The 16,304-nt window shown below is 63.6% G+C and carries 15 protein-coding genes; 7 read left to right on the top strand and 8 right to left on the bottom strand.

Annotation, left to right across the window (positions count from 1 at the left end; all coding sequences use genetic code 11):
* Nucleotides 1–170 precede the first annotated feature (170 nt).
* Complete coding sequence (gene aceB, locus ACOZ4H_RS05125; protein WP_424328280.1) at nucleotides 171–1,478, top strand: malate synthase AceB; 1,308 nt, start codon at nucleotides 171–173, stop codon at nucleotides 1,476–1,478.
* 44 nt (nucleotides 1,479–1,522) lie between these two features.
* Here aceB and ACOZ4H_RS05120 read toward each other — a convergent pair whose 3' ends face one another.
* Nucleotides 1,523–1,903 carry a VOC family protein gene (locus ACOZ4H_RS05120; RefSeq protein ID WP_424328279.1) on the bottom strand — a complete coding sequence of 127 codons (381 nt, stop codon included), beginning with the start codon at nucleotides 1,901–1,903 and terminating at the stop codon, nucleotides 1,523–1,525.
* A gap of 102 nt (nucleotides 1,904–2,005) precedes the next feature.
* Between ACOZ4H_RS05120 and ACOZ4H_RS05115 the strand changes: the two genes are divergently transcribed.
* Together ACOZ4H_RS05115 and ACOZ4H_RS05110 are read left to right on the top strand one after the other, a co-directional pair.
* Nucleotides 2,006–5,056: an FAD-binding and (Fe-S)-binding domain-containing protein gene (locus ACOZ4H_RS05115; RefSeq protein WP_424328278.1), complete on the top strand. Its 3,051-nt coding sequence runs from the start codon at nucleotides 2,006–2,008 to the stop codon at nucleotides 5,054–5,056.
* A 92-nt stretch (nucleotides 5,057–5,148) separates the two neighbouring features.
* On the top strand, nucleotides 5,149–6,033 hold the full coding sequence (locus tag ACOZ4H_RS05110; protein ID WP_424328277.1) for a VOC family protein: 885 nt from the start codon (nucleotides 5,149–5,151) through the stop codon (nucleotides 6,031–6,033).
* A gap of 428 nt (nucleotides 6,034–6,461) precedes the next feature.
* On the opposite strand, the gene ACOZ4H_RS05105 is transcribed toward ACOZ4H_RS05110, so the two are convergent.
* The 3 genes from ACOZ4H_RS05105 to ACOZ4H_RS05095 all read right to left on the bottom strand — a co-directional run bounded on the left by ACOZ4H_RS05105 (nucleotide 6,462) and on the right by ACOZ4H_RS05095 (nucleotide 10,304).
* Nucleotides 6,462–7,760, bottom strand: coding sequence for a DUF362 domain-containing protein (locus ACOZ4H_RS05105; RefSeq protein ID WP_424328276.1), 1,299 nt, complete (start codon nucleotides 7,758–7,760; stop codon nucleotides 6,462–6,464).
* 120 nt (nucleotides 7,761–7,880) lie between these two features.
* Entirely contained in the window at nucleotides 7,881–9,014 is a 1,134-nt protein-coding gene (locus ACOZ4H_RS05100) for a serine hydrolase domain-containing protein (RefSeq protein WP_424328275.1), read from the bottom strand.
* 126 nt (nucleotides 9,015–9,140) lie between these two features.
* Complete coding sequence (locus tag ACOZ4H_RS05095; protein WP_424328274.1) at nucleotides 9,141–10,304, bottom strand: acyl-CoA dehydrogenase family protein; 1,164 nt, start codon at nucleotides 10,302–10,304, stop codon at nucleotides 9,141–9,143.
* Between the two features lie 319 nt (nucleotides 10,305–10,623).
* On the opposite strand from ACOZ4H_RS05095, the gene ACOZ4H_RS05090 reads away from it, so the two are divergent.
* Both ACOZ4H_RS05090 and ACOZ4H_RS05085 read left to right on the top strand, forming a co-directional pair.
* Nucleotides 10,624–10,959 carry a hypothetical protein gene (locus ACOZ4H_RS05090; RefSeq protein WP_011223975.1) on the top strand — a complete coding sequence of 112 codons (336 nt, stop codon included), beginning with the start codon at nucleotides 10,624–10,626 and terminating at the stop codon, nucleotides 10,957–10,959.
* Nucleotides 10,960–11,493: 534 nt separating this feature from the next.
* Nucleotides 11,494–11,841, top strand: a complete 348-nt coding sequence (locus ACOZ4H_RS05085; RefSeq protein ID WP_424328273.1) for a four-helix bundle copper-binding protein — start codon at nucleotides 11,494–11,496, stop codon at nucleotides 11,839–11,841.
* A gap of 105 nt (nucleotides 11,842–11,946) precedes the next feature.
* Here ACOZ4H_RS05085 and ACOZ4H_RS05080 read toward each other — a convergent pair whose 3' ends face one another.
* Nucleotides 11,947–12,195, bottom strand: coding sequence for a PRC-barrel domain containing protein (locus ACOZ4H_RS05080; RefSeq protein ID WP_424328272.1), 249 nt, complete (start codon nucleotides 12,193–12,195; stop codon nucleotides 11,947–11,949).
* Between the two features lie 145 nt (nucleotides 12,196–12,340).
* On the opposite strand from ACOZ4H_RS05080, the gene ACOZ4H_RS05075 reads away from it, so the two are divergent.
* The gene (locus ACOZ4H_RS05075) at nucleotides 12,341–13,000 is read left to right on the top strand and encodes a helix-turn-helix domain-containing protein (protein WP_424328271.1); all 660 of its coding nucleotides are present in this window, start codon (nucleotides 12,341–12,343) and stop codon (nucleotides 12,998–13,000) included.
* A gap of 29 nt (nucleotides 13,001–13,029) precedes the next feature.
* On the opposite strand, the gene ACOZ4H_RS05070 is transcribed toward ACOZ4H_RS05075, so the two are convergent.
* The 3 genes from ACOZ4H_RS05070 to ACOZ4H_RS05060 form a co-directional block, all read right to left on the bottom strand.
* Nucleotides 13,030–13,206 carry a hypothetical protein gene (locus tag ACOZ4H_RS05070; protein ID WP_424328270.1) on the bottom strand — a complete coding sequence of 59 codons (177 nt, stop codon included), beginning with the start codon at nucleotides 13,204–13,206 and terminating at the stop codon, nucleotides 13,030–13,032.
* A 392-nt stretch (nucleotides 13,207–13,598) separates the two neighbouring features.
* On the bottom strand, nucleotides 13,599–14,588 hold the full coding sequence (locus tag ACOZ4H_RS05065) for an aldo/keto reductase (protein WP_424328269.1): 990 nt from the start codon (nucleotides 14,586–14,588) through the stop codon (nucleotides 13,599–13,601).
* A gap of 122 nt (nucleotides 14,589–14,710) precedes the next feature.
* Nucleotides 14,711–14,860 carry a hypothetical protein gene (locus tag ACOZ4H_RS05060; protein ID WP_023843402.1) on the bottom strand — a complete coding sequence of 50 codons (150 nt, stop codon included), beginning with the start codon at nucleotides 14,858–14,860 and terminating at the stop codon, nucleotides 14,711–14,713.
* 260 nt (nucleotides 14,861–15,120) lie between these two features.
* Between ACOZ4H_RS05060 and ACOZ4H_RS05055 the strand changes: the two genes are divergently transcribed.
* On the top strand, nucleotides 15,121–16,302 hold the full coding sequence (locus ACOZ4H_RS05055) for a pyridoxal-phosphate-dependent aminotransferase family protein (RefSeq protein ID WP_424328268.1): 1,182 nt from the start codon (nucleotides 15,121–15,123) through the stop codon (nucleotides 16,300–16,302).
* Nucleotides 16,303–16,304 lie beyond the last annotated feature (2 nt).

Below are 16,304 nucleotides of genomic sequence, written 5' to 3'. Positions count from 1 at the left end.
CCGTCGGCCGTCGGATCGCCCGAGTGGCCAAGCACTGAAAGATAATATAGTGAAGATATTTCTCATTTTCGAATATACTGCGAGAGAGTGGAACGACGGCTCTCGCTGGTGGTTCGGTTGTCGGCGGACGGTAGATTTAAGCGGTTCCGTTGGGTTCTTTGAGGTGAGTTATGAGTGTGACGCGACACTACGACCGCGAGTTCGTCAGAACGTTCTTTACCTCTCCGACAGCAGTGGACGGGGAGGAGGACTCCGCGAAGATGCTGCGGAGTGCAGGCCAGCTCCGGGGCCTCCAGGCCCCTGACGTCTGGGTCCCGGACAACGAAGACGCGACGGCACCGAACATGCGCGAGGAAGGCGTCCAGAACATTATCGAGGTCGTCTCCGAACAGGGCGCCGAGTTCCCCGGCGAGATCCACCCGCGCGTCGTCTGGCACCGCGAGTCCCCGACGACCCGCTACCAGGGGTTCCAGCAGATGCTGGAGATTACCGACCCGGACAACGGCGCGGTCGAACACATCGACGGCTTCGTCATTCCGGAGGTCGGCGACATCGACGACTGGAAGAAGGCCGACGAGTTCTTCACCATCATCGAGCACGAGCACGGGCTCGAAGAGGGGAGCCTCTCCATGTCGGTCATCGTCGAGAGCGGCGAGGCCGAACTGGCGATGGGCGACCTCCGCGAGGAGATGGGCAAGCCCTCGAACAACCTCGAACGCATGTTCCTGCTCGTCGACGGCGAGGTCGACTACACCAAGGACATGCGCGCAATGACGCCGACCGGCGAACTCCCGCCGTGGCCGGAACTGCGCCACAACACCTCCCGGGGTGCCAGTGCCGCCGGCCTCATCGCCGTCGACGGCCCCTACGACGACATCCGCGACGTCGAAGGCTACCGCGAGCGGATGAAGGACAACCGCGCGAAGGGGATGACCGGCATCTGGTCGCTGACGCCGGGTCAGGTCGTGGAGGCGAACACGGCCCCGCTCCCGCCGAAGACCGGCAGCTGGCTGCTCGAAGCCGGCGGCCAGGAGGTCGAACTCGAAGAACAGGACGGCAAGCAGGTGTACGACGGCGACGACCTCTCGCTGGAAACGGACGGCGAGGGCGGCTATGTCCTGCAGGCGGGTGGCGAGCGACTGGAACTGGACGAGGAGGAACTCACCGAGGAACTGCTCGACCGCACCGCGTACATCCCCAGTATGAACGACATCGTGGACTCCATGGAGGAGTTCGAGGCCGCCAAGGAGGCCGGCAAGGGTGCCATCGCCATGACCCAGGCCGCGACGCTGGTCATCGACGGCGTCGAAGTCGAGGTCAGCAAGGACCGGATGTGGGACGAAGCGACCTACCAGGCCGCACAGACGCCCATCACGCTGTTCCAGGACGTGTACGAGCACCGCCCGGACCAGCACGAGGAACTGGAGGAGATGTACGGCACTGACATCGTCGAACGCGCCACGGCCGTCGGGAACTGACGGTCGTACTTAGCGTTTCGTCATTCGAAACACCGTGGGTTCGGTCAGTCGTCGAGCGGTTCGATGAGTTCGACGTGATGGCCGTCGGGGTCCGCGACGAAGGCCGTGTACGCGCCGGCCTCCGGCTGTGGGCCCGGCTCTTTGACGACGCCGTGGTGGTCGATGCGGTCGACCGTCGCGTCGACATCGTCCACGCCGAGCGCGAGGTGGTCCCAGCCGGTCCCCATCTCGAAGCTCGTCTCTCCTGCTGTCTCCGAGAGTTGCAGTTCGACACCGTTGTCGTCGGCCACGTAGTAGTTGGTCGTCTCGCCGTCCGGCGTGGTGAACTGCCAGGACTCCTCGAAGCCGAACTGCTCGTAGAACGCGATCGATTCCGCCGCGTCGGCGACGTTCAGACACATGTGGAGTACGCTTGCACTGCCCATACACCGCATCCGACGTCCCGGGGCAAATAGCTGGCGGGCCGCGTCGGGAAAATTGTGACCGCATGCCACAGATTTTAATGATTATTACCCCTGAATGCAGGTATGGCAATCGAAAACGTCGAGGACACCTGGTCGGCACAGGAACTGGACCTCGACCGACCGGATGTTGACGCGTATCGGGACCTGGCGGAAGCGCTCCGTTCACAGGTCTCAGGTGGGGTCGAGTTCGATGAGTACGCCCGGGTTCTGTACGCAACGGACGGGAGCATCTACCGCGCCGAGCCGGCAGGGGTCGTGTATCCGACTGACATCGACGACGTGCGAGCGGCCGTCGAGGTGGCGACGAGCCACGGCGTCCCGATCATGCCCCGCGGGACCGGGTCGTCGCTCGCTGGACAGGCCGTCGGCCCGGGCTGTGTCGTCCTGGATATGTCCCGGCACATGAACGAGATCCTCGATATTCGGCCGGACGAGCAGACGGCGCACATCCAGCCCGGCGTGGTGCAAGACGATCTGGACGACGCGCTGGCCGACTATGGTCTGAAGTTCGCGCCGGACCCGGCGTCGTCGAACCGCGCCTCTGTCGGCGGCGGTATCGGGAACAACTCCACCGGGGCGCACTCCGTCAGGTACGGTATCACCGACGCCTACACAGACGCGGTGAAAGCCGTCCTCTCGGACGGGTCGCTCATCCACGCCCGCGAGGTCGTCATCGACTCGCCGGAGTGGGACGACATCGTGGACAAGGACGACCGCGAGGCCGACATCTACCGGACGGTCCGCGAAATAGTCGAGGACAACGCCGACGAAATCGAGGCGCGCTACCCGGACCTGAAACGGCGGGTGTCGGGCTACAACCTCGACCGCGTCATCTACGAGAACGACGACGGCGAGCGCGTGCTGAACCTCGCGAAGCTGTTCGTCGGGAGCGAGGGGACGCTCGGAGTCATCGTCGAAGCCGAACTCTCGCTGGTGACGGTTCCCGAAGAGACCGCCCTGGCGCTGTACTGCTTCGACACGCTCGCGGACGCGATGCGAGCCGTCCCGGTCGCGCTCGACTACGACGTCAGCGCGGTCGAGTTGATGGACGACGAGGTGTTCAGGCTCGCGGCCGGCTCCGACGGTTACGCCGAGTACGTCGACCCGATTCCCGACCGCGCGGCCGCGGCGTTGATGCTGGAATACGACTCGGAACTCCACGACGACTTCGAGGCGGCCATCGCTCGGACCAACGAACGGTTCGTGGACGAGGGGGAAGCCTTCGACGTGGTCGAGGCCTACACCGATGCGGACCAGGACGACCTCTGGAAACTCCGGAAGGCGGCGATTCCGCTCCTGATGTCCATGGACGGGGACCCCAAACCGTACCCGTTCATCGAGGACGCGACGGTCCCGCCGGCCGAACTGGCCGAGTACGTCGAGAAGTTCGAGGGTGTGCTGGCTGACCACGACACGTCGGCCGCGTACTTCGCCCACGCCGGTTCCGGAACGCTCCACATCCGCCCGATTCTCAACCTGAAGGAAGAATCCGGCATCGAGGACATGCACTCCATCACCGACGACGTGACAGACCTCGTGCTCGAACACAACGGATCGTTCTCCGGCGAGCACGGCGACGGGATGGCCCGGACGGAGTTCAACCCCAAGATGTACGGCGAGACGCTCTGGGACGCGTTCAAGCAGGTCAAAACGGCCTTCGACCCGCAGTGGTGGATGCACCCGGGCAACGTCGTCTACCGCGATGACCCGGACGATATCGGCCCCGACGCTGACCGGGGTGTCGGCGCGGACATGCGCGAGAATCTCCGGTACGGTCCTGACTACCAGTCCCTGGAGCCACAGACGGCGCTCGACTTCGAGGACGAGGGTGGCTTCTCGCACCTCGTCGAACTGTGTAACGGCTGTGGGACCTGCCGGCAGACCGACGGGGACGTGATGTGTCCAACGTACCGCGCCTCGGAGGAGGAAGTCCAGACGACGCGCGGCCGAGCGAACCTCCTCCGGTCGGCCATCAGCGGCGACCTGGACGAGGACGAGATCCACTCCGAGCGGTTCCAGGAGGAGGTGCTTGACCTCTGTGTCGGCTGCAAGGGCTGCAAGAGCGACTGCCCGACCGGCGTCGACATGGCGAAGCTCAAGACCGAACTGAAACACCAGCACCACGAGAAGGAGGGAACGAGCCGCCGGGAGCGCCTGTTCGCCAACATCGATGCCGCCTCGAAAATCGGGTCGGCGCTGGCCCCGGTCTCGAACTGGGCGACGGACCTCCCGGGTGCGCGGCTCGTCATGCAGAAAGTGTTCGGCATCGCACCGGAGCGCGAACTCCCGACGTTCAGCCGGGAAACGCTGCAGGACTGGTTCGACGACCGCGGCGGTTCGACCGTCTCACGGGCCGAGGCCGACCGGAAGGTCCTGCTGTTCCCCGACACGTACACGAACTACTCGTACCCGGCCGCCGGCAAGGCCGCCGTCGAAACTCTCGAAGCCGCGGGCGTCCACGTCACCATTCCGGACGACACCGCACCGTCCGGGCGGGCGGCGTACTCCACTGGCATGCTGGATCTGGCTCGTGAGCGGGCCGAGACGAACGCGAATCGGCTGTCGGATCGCGTCGCGGAGGGGTGGGACATCGTGTTCGTCGAGCCCTCCGATGCCGTGATGTTCCAGGACGAGTACCGCGACCTGCTCGACGGCTCCGAAGTCTCGCGGGTGGCCGAGAGCGCCTACGGCGTGCTGGAGTATCTCGATACCTTCCGGCTCGACGACGCGCTGCCGGTCGAGGACCGCTCGCTCGGGGCCGCCGGCGCGGTCAGCTATCACGGCCACTGCAACCAGAAGGGGACCAACAAGGACCACCACGCCGTCGGCGTCATGCGCCGCGTCGGCTACGAGGTCGACCCGCTGGATTCGACGTGCTGTGGCATGGCCGGAAGCTTCGGCTACCACGACGAGCACTACGATCTCTCGAAGACTATCGGGCGGCTGCTGTTCGACAAGGTCGAGGAAAGCGACGGTGACCGCGTCGTTGCCCCTGGTGGGTCCTGCCGCTCGCAGTTGGGTGACCGCGACGGCGTCGACGAGCTCCCGCCCCATCCTATCGAAGTTGTCGCCGAGCGAGTGTCGGGCGCGACGACAGCCTCACGGTCGGTGTGACAGGCACGGCGACGCCCTCGACCGGGAGTCAGGCGATTTCATGACAGATATTTTTGAATAATATTATATATAATCTCCTCGTCCATTCGGCCATGGCAGAGAAGGGCGTCGTCAACTGTGCACACCTGCGCGTGCCGGATCTGAAGCGTGGAGTGCGGTTCTACACGGAGACGCTGGGATTCGCTGAGCAGTCCCGGGCAGCAGGGGTGAGTCGGCTCGCGACGCCAGCACAGCAGGGCAGTCGGTGTGCTCTCACACTCAGCGAGGGCCAGCGCGGTCTGAACCGACTCGCTGTCGGCGTCAGCGAGACGGGATTCCGCGAGATCGAATCCCGACTCACCGGACGGGATACTGACTTCACCCGCCGAAACGCTACCGAGACAGACGAGAGGCGGACGATTCAGGTCACACTACCCGGTGGCTTGCCAATCGAACTCTATAGCCGCGGTCCGGGACAGATACGGGGGCAGGCCCCGGTACCATCAACGGAGACGTCGCGTGCGCCACACGGAATCGACCACGTTACATTGACAGCAGCGGACGTGAAAGCTGACGCCCAGTTCCTGCGGGACGAACTCGGCTTCCAGTTGTCGGATATTGCGATGGCCGGACCCGGTATCTGGGGACGTGCGTTCGCCAGCCGTGGAGACGGGACACACGACGTGGCGCTGGTGATGGAGCCACTGGCACCGTCAACACGGTTGCATCACGTGGCCTGGCGAACCAGCGATGTCGACCACGTGACGCGGCTCATCGAACGGGTTCGGACGGCGGGGTTCAATGTGGATATCGACACCAAAACGGGGGTACGCGACACGCGTGCCGCTGTGTACGTCCGCGACCCCGCCGGAAACCGACTGGAGCTCACGACAGCGGCCACGGGCCAGACACCTGCCGCACCGATTAGGCTGTCGCGGGCGGACCTCGACGACATCGACGCCCTCTGGCCGGAGACACATCCACGGCGGACTGGATAGGACAGAGCCCCAAGCGGCCCTATTTCGAGTGTTAACAGGGCTATCGCTGCCGCCGCACCAGCGTCCGTGTTTCCAGGATGGGCGTCCACCGCCGTGTTTTGTCCTGATGGCAAATATGATCCCGCATACGCGATTTTTACACCTTTTTCGATAATCTGTAGTCTTATTTCTACCAAGTATATTCATACTCTACCCCTATGGGAAATTTATGGCATATATAGAATTAGATAGACTATAAGAAATCCCAATTTGGCGTAGAGTAATGCTATATCTCCATAGCTCAGCGCTGCTTCAGCTCTTGTACCGGTTCGGCCCGGTGTTATCTCGGTCACTCATTCGAGCACGCCGACACGGTTCGGTCAGAGAAACGAATGTACAGTTGTTAGAAATTGTTCCAGGGGCATGACGGCGGCCGTCATCACCCGGAGTCAGTCTCGGGTGAACGACGCTGTGCCGTCGGTGAAGGTAAGCGATTCGCGGTCGGTGACTTCGGCGGCGGTCGGCAGGTCTTCGACAAGCGGCTCGGAGACGTGGAGCGGGGACAGGTCCTGCGTGCTCTGTATCCAGACGATTCGAACGGTGTCGGGATCGTAGCCACCGAGCGCTGACAGGGCCGTCCGGACGGCGAACTCGTCGTCCGGCGCGACGAGCGGGAGCTTCGCCTTCGCTGTCGACCCGCTGGTGAGCGCGTTCGCGTACGTCTTCTGCAGGTCCAACTGGTCGACCGCGGCCTGGCGGGTGATGTCCGCCAGCCCGATGCCGTTGCCGTTGCCCTTCGTCGCCTCGGTGAGCCCGCGGGCGTACAGCAGTTTGATCGCCGGCTCGTCGGGGTCCGGCGCGTTGAGGACGCGGTAGCGACCGATCACGTTCGTGTCCATCCCCGCGCCGGAGACGTCCTTCCCGAGCTCGTCGACGACGAGCAGGTCGATATCGTCGACCGGCAGCGTCGCCATCTCGTCGTAGGCCTGCTCCAGCAGCGCTGGCTCGCGGTCGGTGAACGAGCCCGCCGGAATCGCTTCGACATGCGCCGTCTCCTCGTGGAAGTTCTCGATCAGCGCCACGCCGCCGACCAGCGGCAGCGCTGCTTCGACGACCGGGAGCGCGGTTTCGAGTGTCTCGACGTATCCCTCTTTGATAGCTGTCGAGTGGAACGCTTTCGCACCGTGTTGTTTGCCCAGCCCGACGACGGTCATCTTCGTCAGACCGCTCTCGATGCGACCGCTGTAGTTGGTGTGGGGCTTCACCCGGTTCACGACGACCACGGCATCCGTTTCCTGTGCCGCCACCGAAACGTGGACCGGGAGTTCGGTGTCACCGACAGTGACCGTGTCGACCTGCGTGGTGTCCATCCGGGCGTCGATGGGGGCATCGAGGCGCGATGCCGTGATTCCCAGGCTCTCCAGCACCTCGCGCTGGCCCTCCGGCGTCGCCCCGCCGTGACTCCCCATCGCCGGGACGACGACCGGGTCGAAGCCCCGGTCGTGAATCGCCTCAACGACGGCCTCGGCGATATCACCGATGCGGTGGATGCCGCGGCTGCCGACGGCGACGGCGACAGTCGCACCCGGTTCCAGCCCGTCGAAGTCGAGCCGGTCGAGTTCGGTCCGCGCCGCTGCCGACGGGTCGTCGACGGCGGCCGTCTCCGGCTCGTACCGGACGCGAGCGAAGCCCGGCAACGGCTGTGGGTCAATGAGGTGGTCCACGTCGCCTCGGTCGGGGAAGTTCATATCGGAGGATTAGCGGCAAGCCATACAAAAACCGGGGTCGCCCGGTGCCACCGCGGCTGGGTACACGAGTATCGTTCCAAAGGGGTAGAACGCCTGCCAATACGCCCCAGAACGCCGCGTTCAGTCCTGTAACAGCAGCCGGACGGCGTCGGAAAGCTGGCCGACGCGAGCGGCGTGTTCGAACGACTCCTCGCGGATGCCGTTCGTGACGAGCGCGAACCCGACGTTCAGTTCGGGGTCGCCCCATCCGAACGAACTCCCGAGGCCGGCGTGGCCGAACATGCGCTCGCGGCTGGCGGCCCCGAACATGTCGGCGGCCAGTCCGCCAGTCCAGAGGCCAAGTCCGTACCGGGCCGGGCGCGACAGTGTGCCGTCGGACTCGGTTTCGGCGTGGGTCGTGGTCGCTTCGTCGACGGTCGCTTCGGTCAGCAGTTGCGTCCCGTCCAGCGACCCGCCGTTTGCGAGACAGGCGTAGAACCGGGCCATGTCCCGGGCAGTGCCGATGCCGTTCGCCGCTGGAATCACCGCCCGGTGAGTCGCTTCCTGATTGAACGCCGCGGCGTACGCTGCGGCGGGGTCTTCGAGCCCTTCGTCGATATCGCGACAGCGCTCGAACTCCTCGTAGCCGGCCAGGGTGGCCACGTCGTCGGGTTCGTCCTCGCGGAGCCCGATACCGGTGTTGTCCATCCCCAGCGGCTCGAACACGTGCTCCGCGACGTACTCCTCGACCGGCTGGCCGCTACAGCGGCGGATGAGTTCGCCGACCAGCCAGCCGTAGTTGATGGCGTGATACGCCGGGGTCGTTCCGGGCTCGAAGACGGGGTCGATGTCTTCCATCGCCGCAACGACGGCGTCCCAGTCGCCCCATCGCTCGGGCTGGTCGTCGAACTCTCCAAAGGGGATGCCGGCGGTGTGGCTGAGCACCTGCCGGACTGTGATCGACGCTTTCTGTGTCCCTTCGTCGGCAAACTCGGGCCAGTGCTCGACGACCCGGTCGTCGTAGTCGAGGTCGCCCTGCTCGACGAGTTGGTGCAGGCCGACGCCGGCGAACGGCTTCGTGCAGGAAAACAGGAGATGCCGCGTCTCGACCGTCGTCTCGTCGCCCTCGGGACCCGTGACGCCGCCGGCGAAATCGATGACGAGATCGCCGTCGACGTACACCGCCAACTGTGCGCCGTGATGCAGTCCGACTTCGAGTTGTCGGTCGAACTGAGCCCGGAGCTGTTCGATGTCAGCCGCGCTAAGCTGTGGCATGGCCTGTCCTGTGTCCGGCTACATAATAGAAGTTGGGCTCAGTTCGAGGGCAGTCACGGACGACCGTGCGATCCTATCTGAGGGCGACACAGGCGCATCCGCGCGGCGTCCGTAGCCAGGACCACGCTACTCGAACGCCGGGATGCCGGTCAGGTCGTGCCCGACGATGAGCGAGTGGATGTCGTGGGTGCCTTCGTAGGTATAAACGGTTTCGAGGTTCGTCAGGTGCCGCATCGGGGAGTAATCGGCCGTGATGCCGTTGCCACCGAGCATCTCGCGGGCCACCCGGGACTGCTCGCGGGCCATCCGCGCGTTGTTGCGCTTGGCCATCGACACCTGCTCGGGGCGAAGGTCCCCCCGCTCCTTCAGGTCGGCGAGCCGGTGGGCGAGCAGCTGACCGAGGGATATCTGCGTCGCCATCTCCGCGAGTTTCTCCTGCTGGAGCTGGTAGCCGGCGATTGGTTTCCCGAACTGCTCGCGGTCGGTGGCGTACTCGCGGGCGGTCTCGAAACAGTCCATCGCGGCCCCGACCGTCCCCCAGGCGATGCCGTAGCGGGCCTGCGTGAGACAGGACAGCGGCCCCTTCATCCCCTCGACGCCCGGCAGGACGTTCGCCTCGGGGACGCGGGCGTTCTGCAGGCTGATCTCGCCCGTGATGGATGCGCGCAGCGAGAGCTTCTCGTCGATCTCGTTCGTCGTGACGCCGTCGCGGTCGGTCTCGACCAGAAAGCCCCGAACGGGGTCGCCGTCGGCGGACGTGACCTTCGCCCAGACCAGCGCGAGGTCGCTGATGGGCGCGTTCGTGATCCACGTCTTCGAGCCGTTCAGGACGTAGCCGTCGGCGTCGCGCTCGGCCGTCGTCTCCATCGCCGAGGGATTCGATCCGTGTTCAGGCTCGGTCAGGCCGAAACAGCCAACCTGCTCGCCGCTGCCCAGCGCCGGCAGCCACTCTTCCTTCTGGGCGTCGCTGCCGTAGGCGTGAATCGGGTACATGACGAGCGCGCCCTGGACGCTGGCCATCGAGCGCAGGCCGCTGTCACCGGCCTCCAGTTCCTGCATCAGGAGACCGTAGGCTGTCTCGCTGAGTCCCGGCAGCCCGTACCCGTCGAGGGTCGGTGCGTAGAACCCGAGGTCGCCCATCTCGGCGATAAGCTCCGTCGGGAACGTCCCGTCGAGCCAGTGCTGCCCGACGTCCGGCCTGACTTCGTTCTCGACGAACTCCCGTGCCGTGTCACGGACCATCCGCTCTTCCTCGCCGAGATCGCCTTCGAGACCGAGGTAATCAATCATATAGGATCTGAGGCCGGGCTTCAATTAAGCGTTTGCCCGGTCGTGCCGGTAGCTTCCACCTTGCGGTATTGTAATGTCGATTGTGGTCAAAAGCCCTCTAAATCCGCTTTTTTGTATTCATATTTATTTCTTTGTATCGTTATCTCCTAATATATACCCATTTGCAGTATTTCGTGAATATATTTTACGTTTCCAGTACCACACCTCCCGGTTTTGCAAACACTTATTGACTGCTATTTTGCAGAGAAACGACCGCTAGATACACACGTTGCTCCAGATATAGAAACATATTTCTACAAGTATGCACATATTTGTTCCTATGGGAGACGAAGAAGACATAGAAGACGAGGCCGTGTCCGTATCGATGGAGATATCGGGTAATTACGACGAAGTCATGTCGAAACTGGCCACAGAGGACGAGGGGTCGACGTCGCTCGTCTCGCTGCTCGACGACCTCGAACAGTTGCTTGACACAGTGGTTCGGATGGACGGTGGGACACGCAGTGCAATTGCCCAGCAACTGCCCGAGGATATGACCGTCTCCTTCGACGCCCAGGCGGTCGTCGACACGCTCCAGGTGCTCGAACGCTACGACCTTGTTGTTCTCGAAGGCAACACCTGGAAGCCCGGTCCGAAACTAACCACGGAGGAATAAGAGCCACTGCGGCATGTCTGCCGTGGACCGACTCGTCCCGCGTCGGGAAGGCTAGTGGTCCACCACGCGGTGTATCCCGGCCGGTAGCGGTTGGCTAGTGCGTTGCAAACGGACAGTAACGGCTGAAGTCGTGGACACAGCGCCGGCCGAAACACCAGTTGCGGCGGCCAACGGCGACGTGCTTCCGTCCGGGTCGAACGAAGCTCGGTAGTGTCCGCCTGCCGCTCAGTCCGTCGAATGCCACCGCGTAAAGAGCTGTATAACAAACATCGGATAGCACGGAGGACTGCATGCGAGCACAGTGCGTGCTCGTACTCTCCCGACGCCAACCGTCCCACGCTCCCCTGTACGGGACGGTTTCACGCCGGGTTTGCCCACCCGGCATTGGTTCTCGATACGGCCGCTCAGCGTCTTATTGCTCGAATCGAACCCGTCGAAGCGCATCGACAGCCCGGGTTCAACTGTGAAACCAACTGCCGACTTTCGCATGCAAGCTACAGTCTCGTGGGTGACCAGACGGTAGCAGCAACTGCAATGTCACAACCCCTCACCGAGGCAACGCATCTGAGCAAGCGCGAACGCGAGTGTCTGGAGCTGTGTCGGCAAGCAGTCGAAGTGTGTGAGTGGTGTGCCGACGAGTGTGCGGGACTCGACGGCATGACTGAGTGTGTTCGCCACTGTCGTGACGTGACGGACGTCGCATCCCTCCACTGCAAACTCCTCGCACGTGGGTCCGCGCACCGAGAAGCGCTGGCCGGACTCTGTGCGACGGTCTGTCGGGAGTGTGCCGAGGAATGTCGACAGCACGACCACGACCACTGGCGTACCTGCGCGGAGGTCCTTTCGGAATGTGCCGAGGTCTGTGAGTCGATGGTCAAGTAACGGCTGACGGAACGAGCGGAGAGAAGCCCGCCACGGCCTCGTTAGTCAGAATCAGACGCGAGGAATCAGTCGCGGTGCGATACCCCGACTCCTGAACCACGTCACCTACAGGTCCGAACTGAGTCGGATCTGTTCCTCGGTAATCGTATCGACAGCGTCGGTCTGCAGCGGGTAGCCGTCATCGTCGGTAGTGTCTTCCCAGCCGAGTTTCGTCAGGAGCGTCGTTTTCAGCCCGGGGTCCGGGTCGACGTAGGCAGTACCGTATCTGTACCCGCTGACGATGCCGACCTCGTCACCAGTACTCGTGACAACTGTCTTGCCGATGTCGTCGTCGGTCAGTTGGATCGTGGACATTGCAGTCCTCGCTACCGGCGTGACAAGCATCACCGGCGTGCTTGCACACGCAGCCGCCGGAGCGGATCGATACAGTCGCGTGACTTCGGATCGGTACGAGTCAACGAAAAGACATACCAGCGTGCCACTCGCAGTTCTGGTATCCATGCCCACCATCGTCTCCGGGACGGTTCCCGCCAGCGACCTCGCGCTCAATCATTCGCTGGAGCAGTTGCCGGAGCTGCAGTTCGAGATTGAGCGGATCGTTACGAGCGGTGACGACGCACTCATGCCGATGCTGTGGGTCCGCGGGAGTCGGCGCGAGGACATCGAGCAGACACTCGGAGCCGACCCCACCGTCGACAACGTCGAACTACTGGGCGACTTCGAGGACGAGTGGCTGTTCAGGATGGAATGGATCGACCACGTCGACCTTATCGTCCAGATGCTCACCAACTCAGAGGCGACGATTCTCGATGCTGTGGGCCAGGGGACTGCCTGGAAACTGCGCGTTTTGTATCCGCGCCGGTCGCTGTTCTCCCAGACTCACGACTTCTGTGAGGAGCACAACCTCGCGTTCAGGGTGTCGACGATACGGGAACTTGACGAAGACCCCGCGGGCCGCTACGGACTCACGTCCGCCCAGTACGAAATCCTCGCCGAGGCATCCGACCGCGGCTACTTCGAGGTGCCCCGCGAGGTGAGCCTGGCGGAACTCGCCGACGAGCTGGGCATCACACACCAGGCGGCCTCCGAGCGACTCAGACGCGCGACTGACGCCCTCGTCGAAGATGTACTGTTCGTCGACTTCGACGGCTTCGACTGACCGAAAGGCCTGTCGCGTCGCTGGCGGCGTTAGTCGTTCCGTGTAGAGTACTTGCGGCGACGAAGGTAGGTCCCGAGTTCGACAAGCCCGAGCGCGAGCAGCGGAACGGTAGAGGCAATCGCGTAGTAGGCGATACTGGCCGCCACGAACGGGACGTTTTCCTCGCGAACCGTCCGGGCGATCTCGCGCCCGGTTACGATAACCACTCACCGAGGTTGGGGGCGCGTTCCGGTGAAACGGAGTGTAACCGATAGCTGAACTGGACTCACAGTGCGTGGATCAAGAGCCACGGGAATAGAGCGCACGCCTGCGATGGCAGGCATGGGCCCGGCGTCCGCCGACGGCCGAGAGGCAGTTGCTAGTGCGAGGCGCGGCACAGTCGATAGCTCGTCAGACTCGTTACCGTATTCTGATACGACGATATCCGGAAACTGTCTGTGTTCGTATGTATACCGCCACCCAAACAGTCAGGTTTAGTATAGTAATCCAAGCACTGTAACGCATTTCGCAGTAAAATTCTGAACCTGATTCTACTGCTTCAGTCGTGCGCTACCACTATAAAAAATATATGAGATCAGATACGTCGGTGAAGCGGCGACTACCAGCGATGGTGGACGTCATCAAAGACGTACTCCTCGTAGATGTCTCGCACCGCGCCGTGGACCTGATTCGAGAGCGGGTCCATCTCGCTGACCGCTGCGTTCGCTTGGACGTGGTCCGGGTTGGTCGAGCCGGGGATGACAGTCGACACCGCGTCGTGGTCCAGGATCCAGCGCAACGCCATCTGGGCCATCGTCATCCGCTCGGGGACGTGCTCGCGGAGCTCGTCGACGGCATCGAAGCCCGCGTCGACCGGGAGGCCGGCGAAGGTTTCGCCGCGGTCGAACGCCTCGCCCTCGATGTTGAAGTTCCGGTGGTCGTTCTCGGGGAACTCCATGTCCCGGGAGAGCTTGCCAGTCAGGAGTCCGGAGGCCAGCGGGACACGGACGATGACGCCGATGTCGCGGCGCTTGGCCTCTTCGAAGAACAGCTCCGCGGGTCGCTGGCGGAACATGTTGAAGATTATCTGGACAGTCTCGACGCCGGGATACTCGATAGCTTTCAGTGCTTCCTCGACGCGTTCGACGCTGACACCGTAGTGATCGACCTTCCCTTCGTCTTTCAGCCGCGCAAGGGCGTCGAACGTCTCTGGCTGGTAATAGGCGTCAGTCGGCGGGCAGTGCAGTTGCAGGAGTTCGAGCGTGTCGGTCCCGAGGTACTCCCGCGAGCGGTCGACGTACTCGGAGAGGTTGTCGTAGTTGTAGCGGTCAGCCGTATGTGGGTCGAGCCGGCGGCCGGCCTTCGTCGCGACGGTCACCTCGTCGCGGACTTCGCGTTCGTCTAGCACTTCGCCGATGCGCTGCTCGCTGAAGCCGTCGCCGTACACGTCGGCGGTATCGATGAAATCGACGCCCGCATCGAGCGCGGTCCGGACCGTCTCTCGGCCCTCCTCCTCGGAGACGTCGCCCCAGTCGCCACCGATGTTCCAGGTGCCCAGTCCGACATCTGTCACGTCATACCCCGTCGTACCTAACTGTCGTCGGTTCACATACGGCCGTACCGTCGGCGGTCACTTGGTGGCTGTGGTACGCGGCAACAACCTGAACAAAAAAGGGCAGTGTAGCCCGATAGCAGGCAGTCCGGTGGACGTGCCAACGTGGACGCCGGGGGCTACGTGAGCCACTTCGTCCGGCGGATGTCGTACGCACCGCAGTCCGGACACGAGTGGTACTGAACGTCGAACGACGCCTGGCAGACCAGACAGGTGTACCGGCGTCTCGGTTCCTCCCCAGGGGACACGGCGTTATCGAACAATCCCATCGACGACCACACGCTACCTTCGCAGTACGAGAGTAAAAACAGGGCAGATCGTTCATGCGCTTCATATCGGTGCCGTCTTGCGGTTACGATTATGGGAGAGGGTGGTGTCCGCTGGTGACTGGCAACACAAACGTGATACTTGGGCGATATTTTTGAAACGAGAGAGTTGCCGCCCCAGCGAAGTTGTGGGGCCGCCCTCGACGCTGACCAGAGAGCCCTGACCACGGAATTTAAAACCCACACACCGGGTAACACAGGGTATGGACGAACCACCTGCTGTCGGTGAGTTGACACCGCCGGACCGAACGCTGATGGGTCCCGGCCCGAGCGACGTGCACCCGCGTGTGCTCAAGGCGATGAGCACGCCGCTGGTCGGCCATCTCGACCCCTCGTTCATCGAGATCATGGAGGAGGTCCAGGACCTCCTCCGGTACACGTTCCGAACGGACAACAAGTGGACGATTCCGGTCTCCGGGACCGGCTCCGCGGCGATGGAGGCGGCCATCGGAAACGTCGTCGAGCCGGGCGATACGATGCTCGTCCCGACGAACGGCTACTTCGGCGGCCGGATGGCGAGCATGGCCGAGCGAGCCGGCGGCGATGTCGTCACCGTCGACGCCCCCTGGGGCCAGCCGCTCGACCCGGCGGCGGTCGAAGACGCCTTCGACGAACACAGTCCGGACGTGTTCGGGTTCGTCCACGCCGAGACCAGCACCGGCGTCCTCCAGCCGTCGGTGCCCGAGCTAACCGATATCGCCCACGCGAACGACGCCCTGGTCATCGCCGACAGCGTGACTTCGCTGGGTGGCGTCGAACTCCGCGTCGACGAGTGGGGCATCGACGTTGCCTACTCCGGCCCGCAGAAGTGCCTCTCCTGTCCGCCGGGTGCGAGCCCGCTCACGCTCAACGACGACGCGATGGACAAGGTCCTCTCCCGCGAGTCCGAGGCCCGCTCGTGGTATCTGGACATCTCCTTGCTGGAAGGGTACTGGGGCGAGGAGCGTGCCTACCATCACACGGCCCCGATTACGAACGTGTATGCCCTCCGTGAAGCGCTTCGACTCGTCGCCGAGGAAGGCATCGAAGACCGCTGGGACCGCCACCTGCGCGTCGCTGGCGCGCTGAAAGCCGGCGTCGAGGGCATGGGGCTGGAGATGAACGCCCCCGAGGACTTCTGGCTCCCGAGTCTGAACACCGTCCGCGTGCCCGACGGCGTCGACGACGGCGCAGTCATCCAGCACCTGCTGGACGAGTACGACCTCGAGATCGCCAGCGGCCTGGGCGCACTGGAGGGCGACATCTGGCGCATCGGCTGTATGGGCCATTCGGCCCGACGGCAGAACGTCAGCTACCTGCTTGCAGCGCTGGGCAACGCACTTGGGGAGCAGGGCGCGACCGTGGACGTGGACGCCGGACTGGCGGCGATGAGCGAGCGGTTCTGACG

Origin of the sequence: Haloarcula amylolytica (assembly GCF_049705545.1) — an archaeon.
Taxonomy (GTDB): domain Archaea; phylum Halobacteriota; class Halobacteria; order Halobacteriales; family Haloarculaceae; genus Haloarcula; species Haloarcula amylolytica_B.
This window is presented reverse-complemented; position numbering and strand designations above follow the sequence as displayed.

Bases quoted from the DNA above. Each gene is read 5' to 3' on its own strand.
- aceB (WP_424328280.1), top strand. From the start codon at position 171: ATGAGTGTGACGCGACACTACGACCGCGAGTTCGTCAGAACGTTCTTT.
- ACOZ4H_RS05120 (WP_424328279.1), bottom strand. From the start codon at position 1,903: ATGGGCAGTGCAAGCGTACTCCACATGTGTCTGAACGTCGCCGACGCG.
- ACOZ4H_RS05115 (WP_424328278.1), top strand. From the start codon at position 2,006: ATGGCAATCGAAAACGTCGAGGACACCTGGTCGGCACAGGAACTGGAC.
- ACOZ4H_RS05110 (WP_424328277.1), top strand. From the start codon at position 5,149: ATGGCAGAGAAGGGCGTCGTCAACTGTGCACACCTGCGCGTGCCGGAT.
- ACOZ4H_RS05105 (WP_424328276.1), bottom strand. From the start codon at position 7,760: ATGAACTTCCCCGACCGAGGCGACGTGGACCACCTCATTGACCCACAG.
- ACOZ4H_RS05100 (WP_424328275.1), bottom strand. From the start codon at position 9,014: ATGCCACAGCTTAGCGCGGCTGACATCGAACAGCTCCGGGCTCAGTTC.
- ACOZ4H_RS05095 (WP_424328274.1), bottom strand. From the start codon at position 10,304: ATGATTGATTACCTCGGTCTCGAAGGCGATCTCGGCGAGGAAGAGCGG.
- ACOZ4H_RS05090 (WP_011223975.1), top strand. From the start codon at position 10,624: ATGGGAGACGAAGAAGACATAGAAGACGAGGCCGTGTCCGTATCGATG.
- ACOZ4H_RS05085 (WP_424328273.1), top strand. From the start codon at position 11,494: ATGTCACAACCCCTCACCGAGGCAACGCATCTGAGCAAGCGCGAACGC.
- ACOZ4H_RS05080 (WP_424328272.1), bottom strand. From the start codon at position 12,195: ATGTCCACGATCCAACTGACCGACGACGACATCGGCAAGACAGTTGTC.
- ACOZ4H_RS05075 (WP_424328271.1), top strand. From the start codon at position 12,341: ATGCCCACCATCGTCTCCGGGACGGTTCCCGCCAGCGACCTCGCGCTC.
- ACOZ4H_RS05060 (WP_023843402.1), bottom strand. From the start codon at position 14,860: ATGGGATTGTTCGATAACGCCGTGTCCCCTGGGGAGGAACCGAGACGC.
- ACOZ4H_RS05055 (WP_424328268.1), top strand. From the start codon at position 15,121: ATGGACGAACCACCTGCTGTCGGTGAGTTGACACCGCCGGACCGAACG.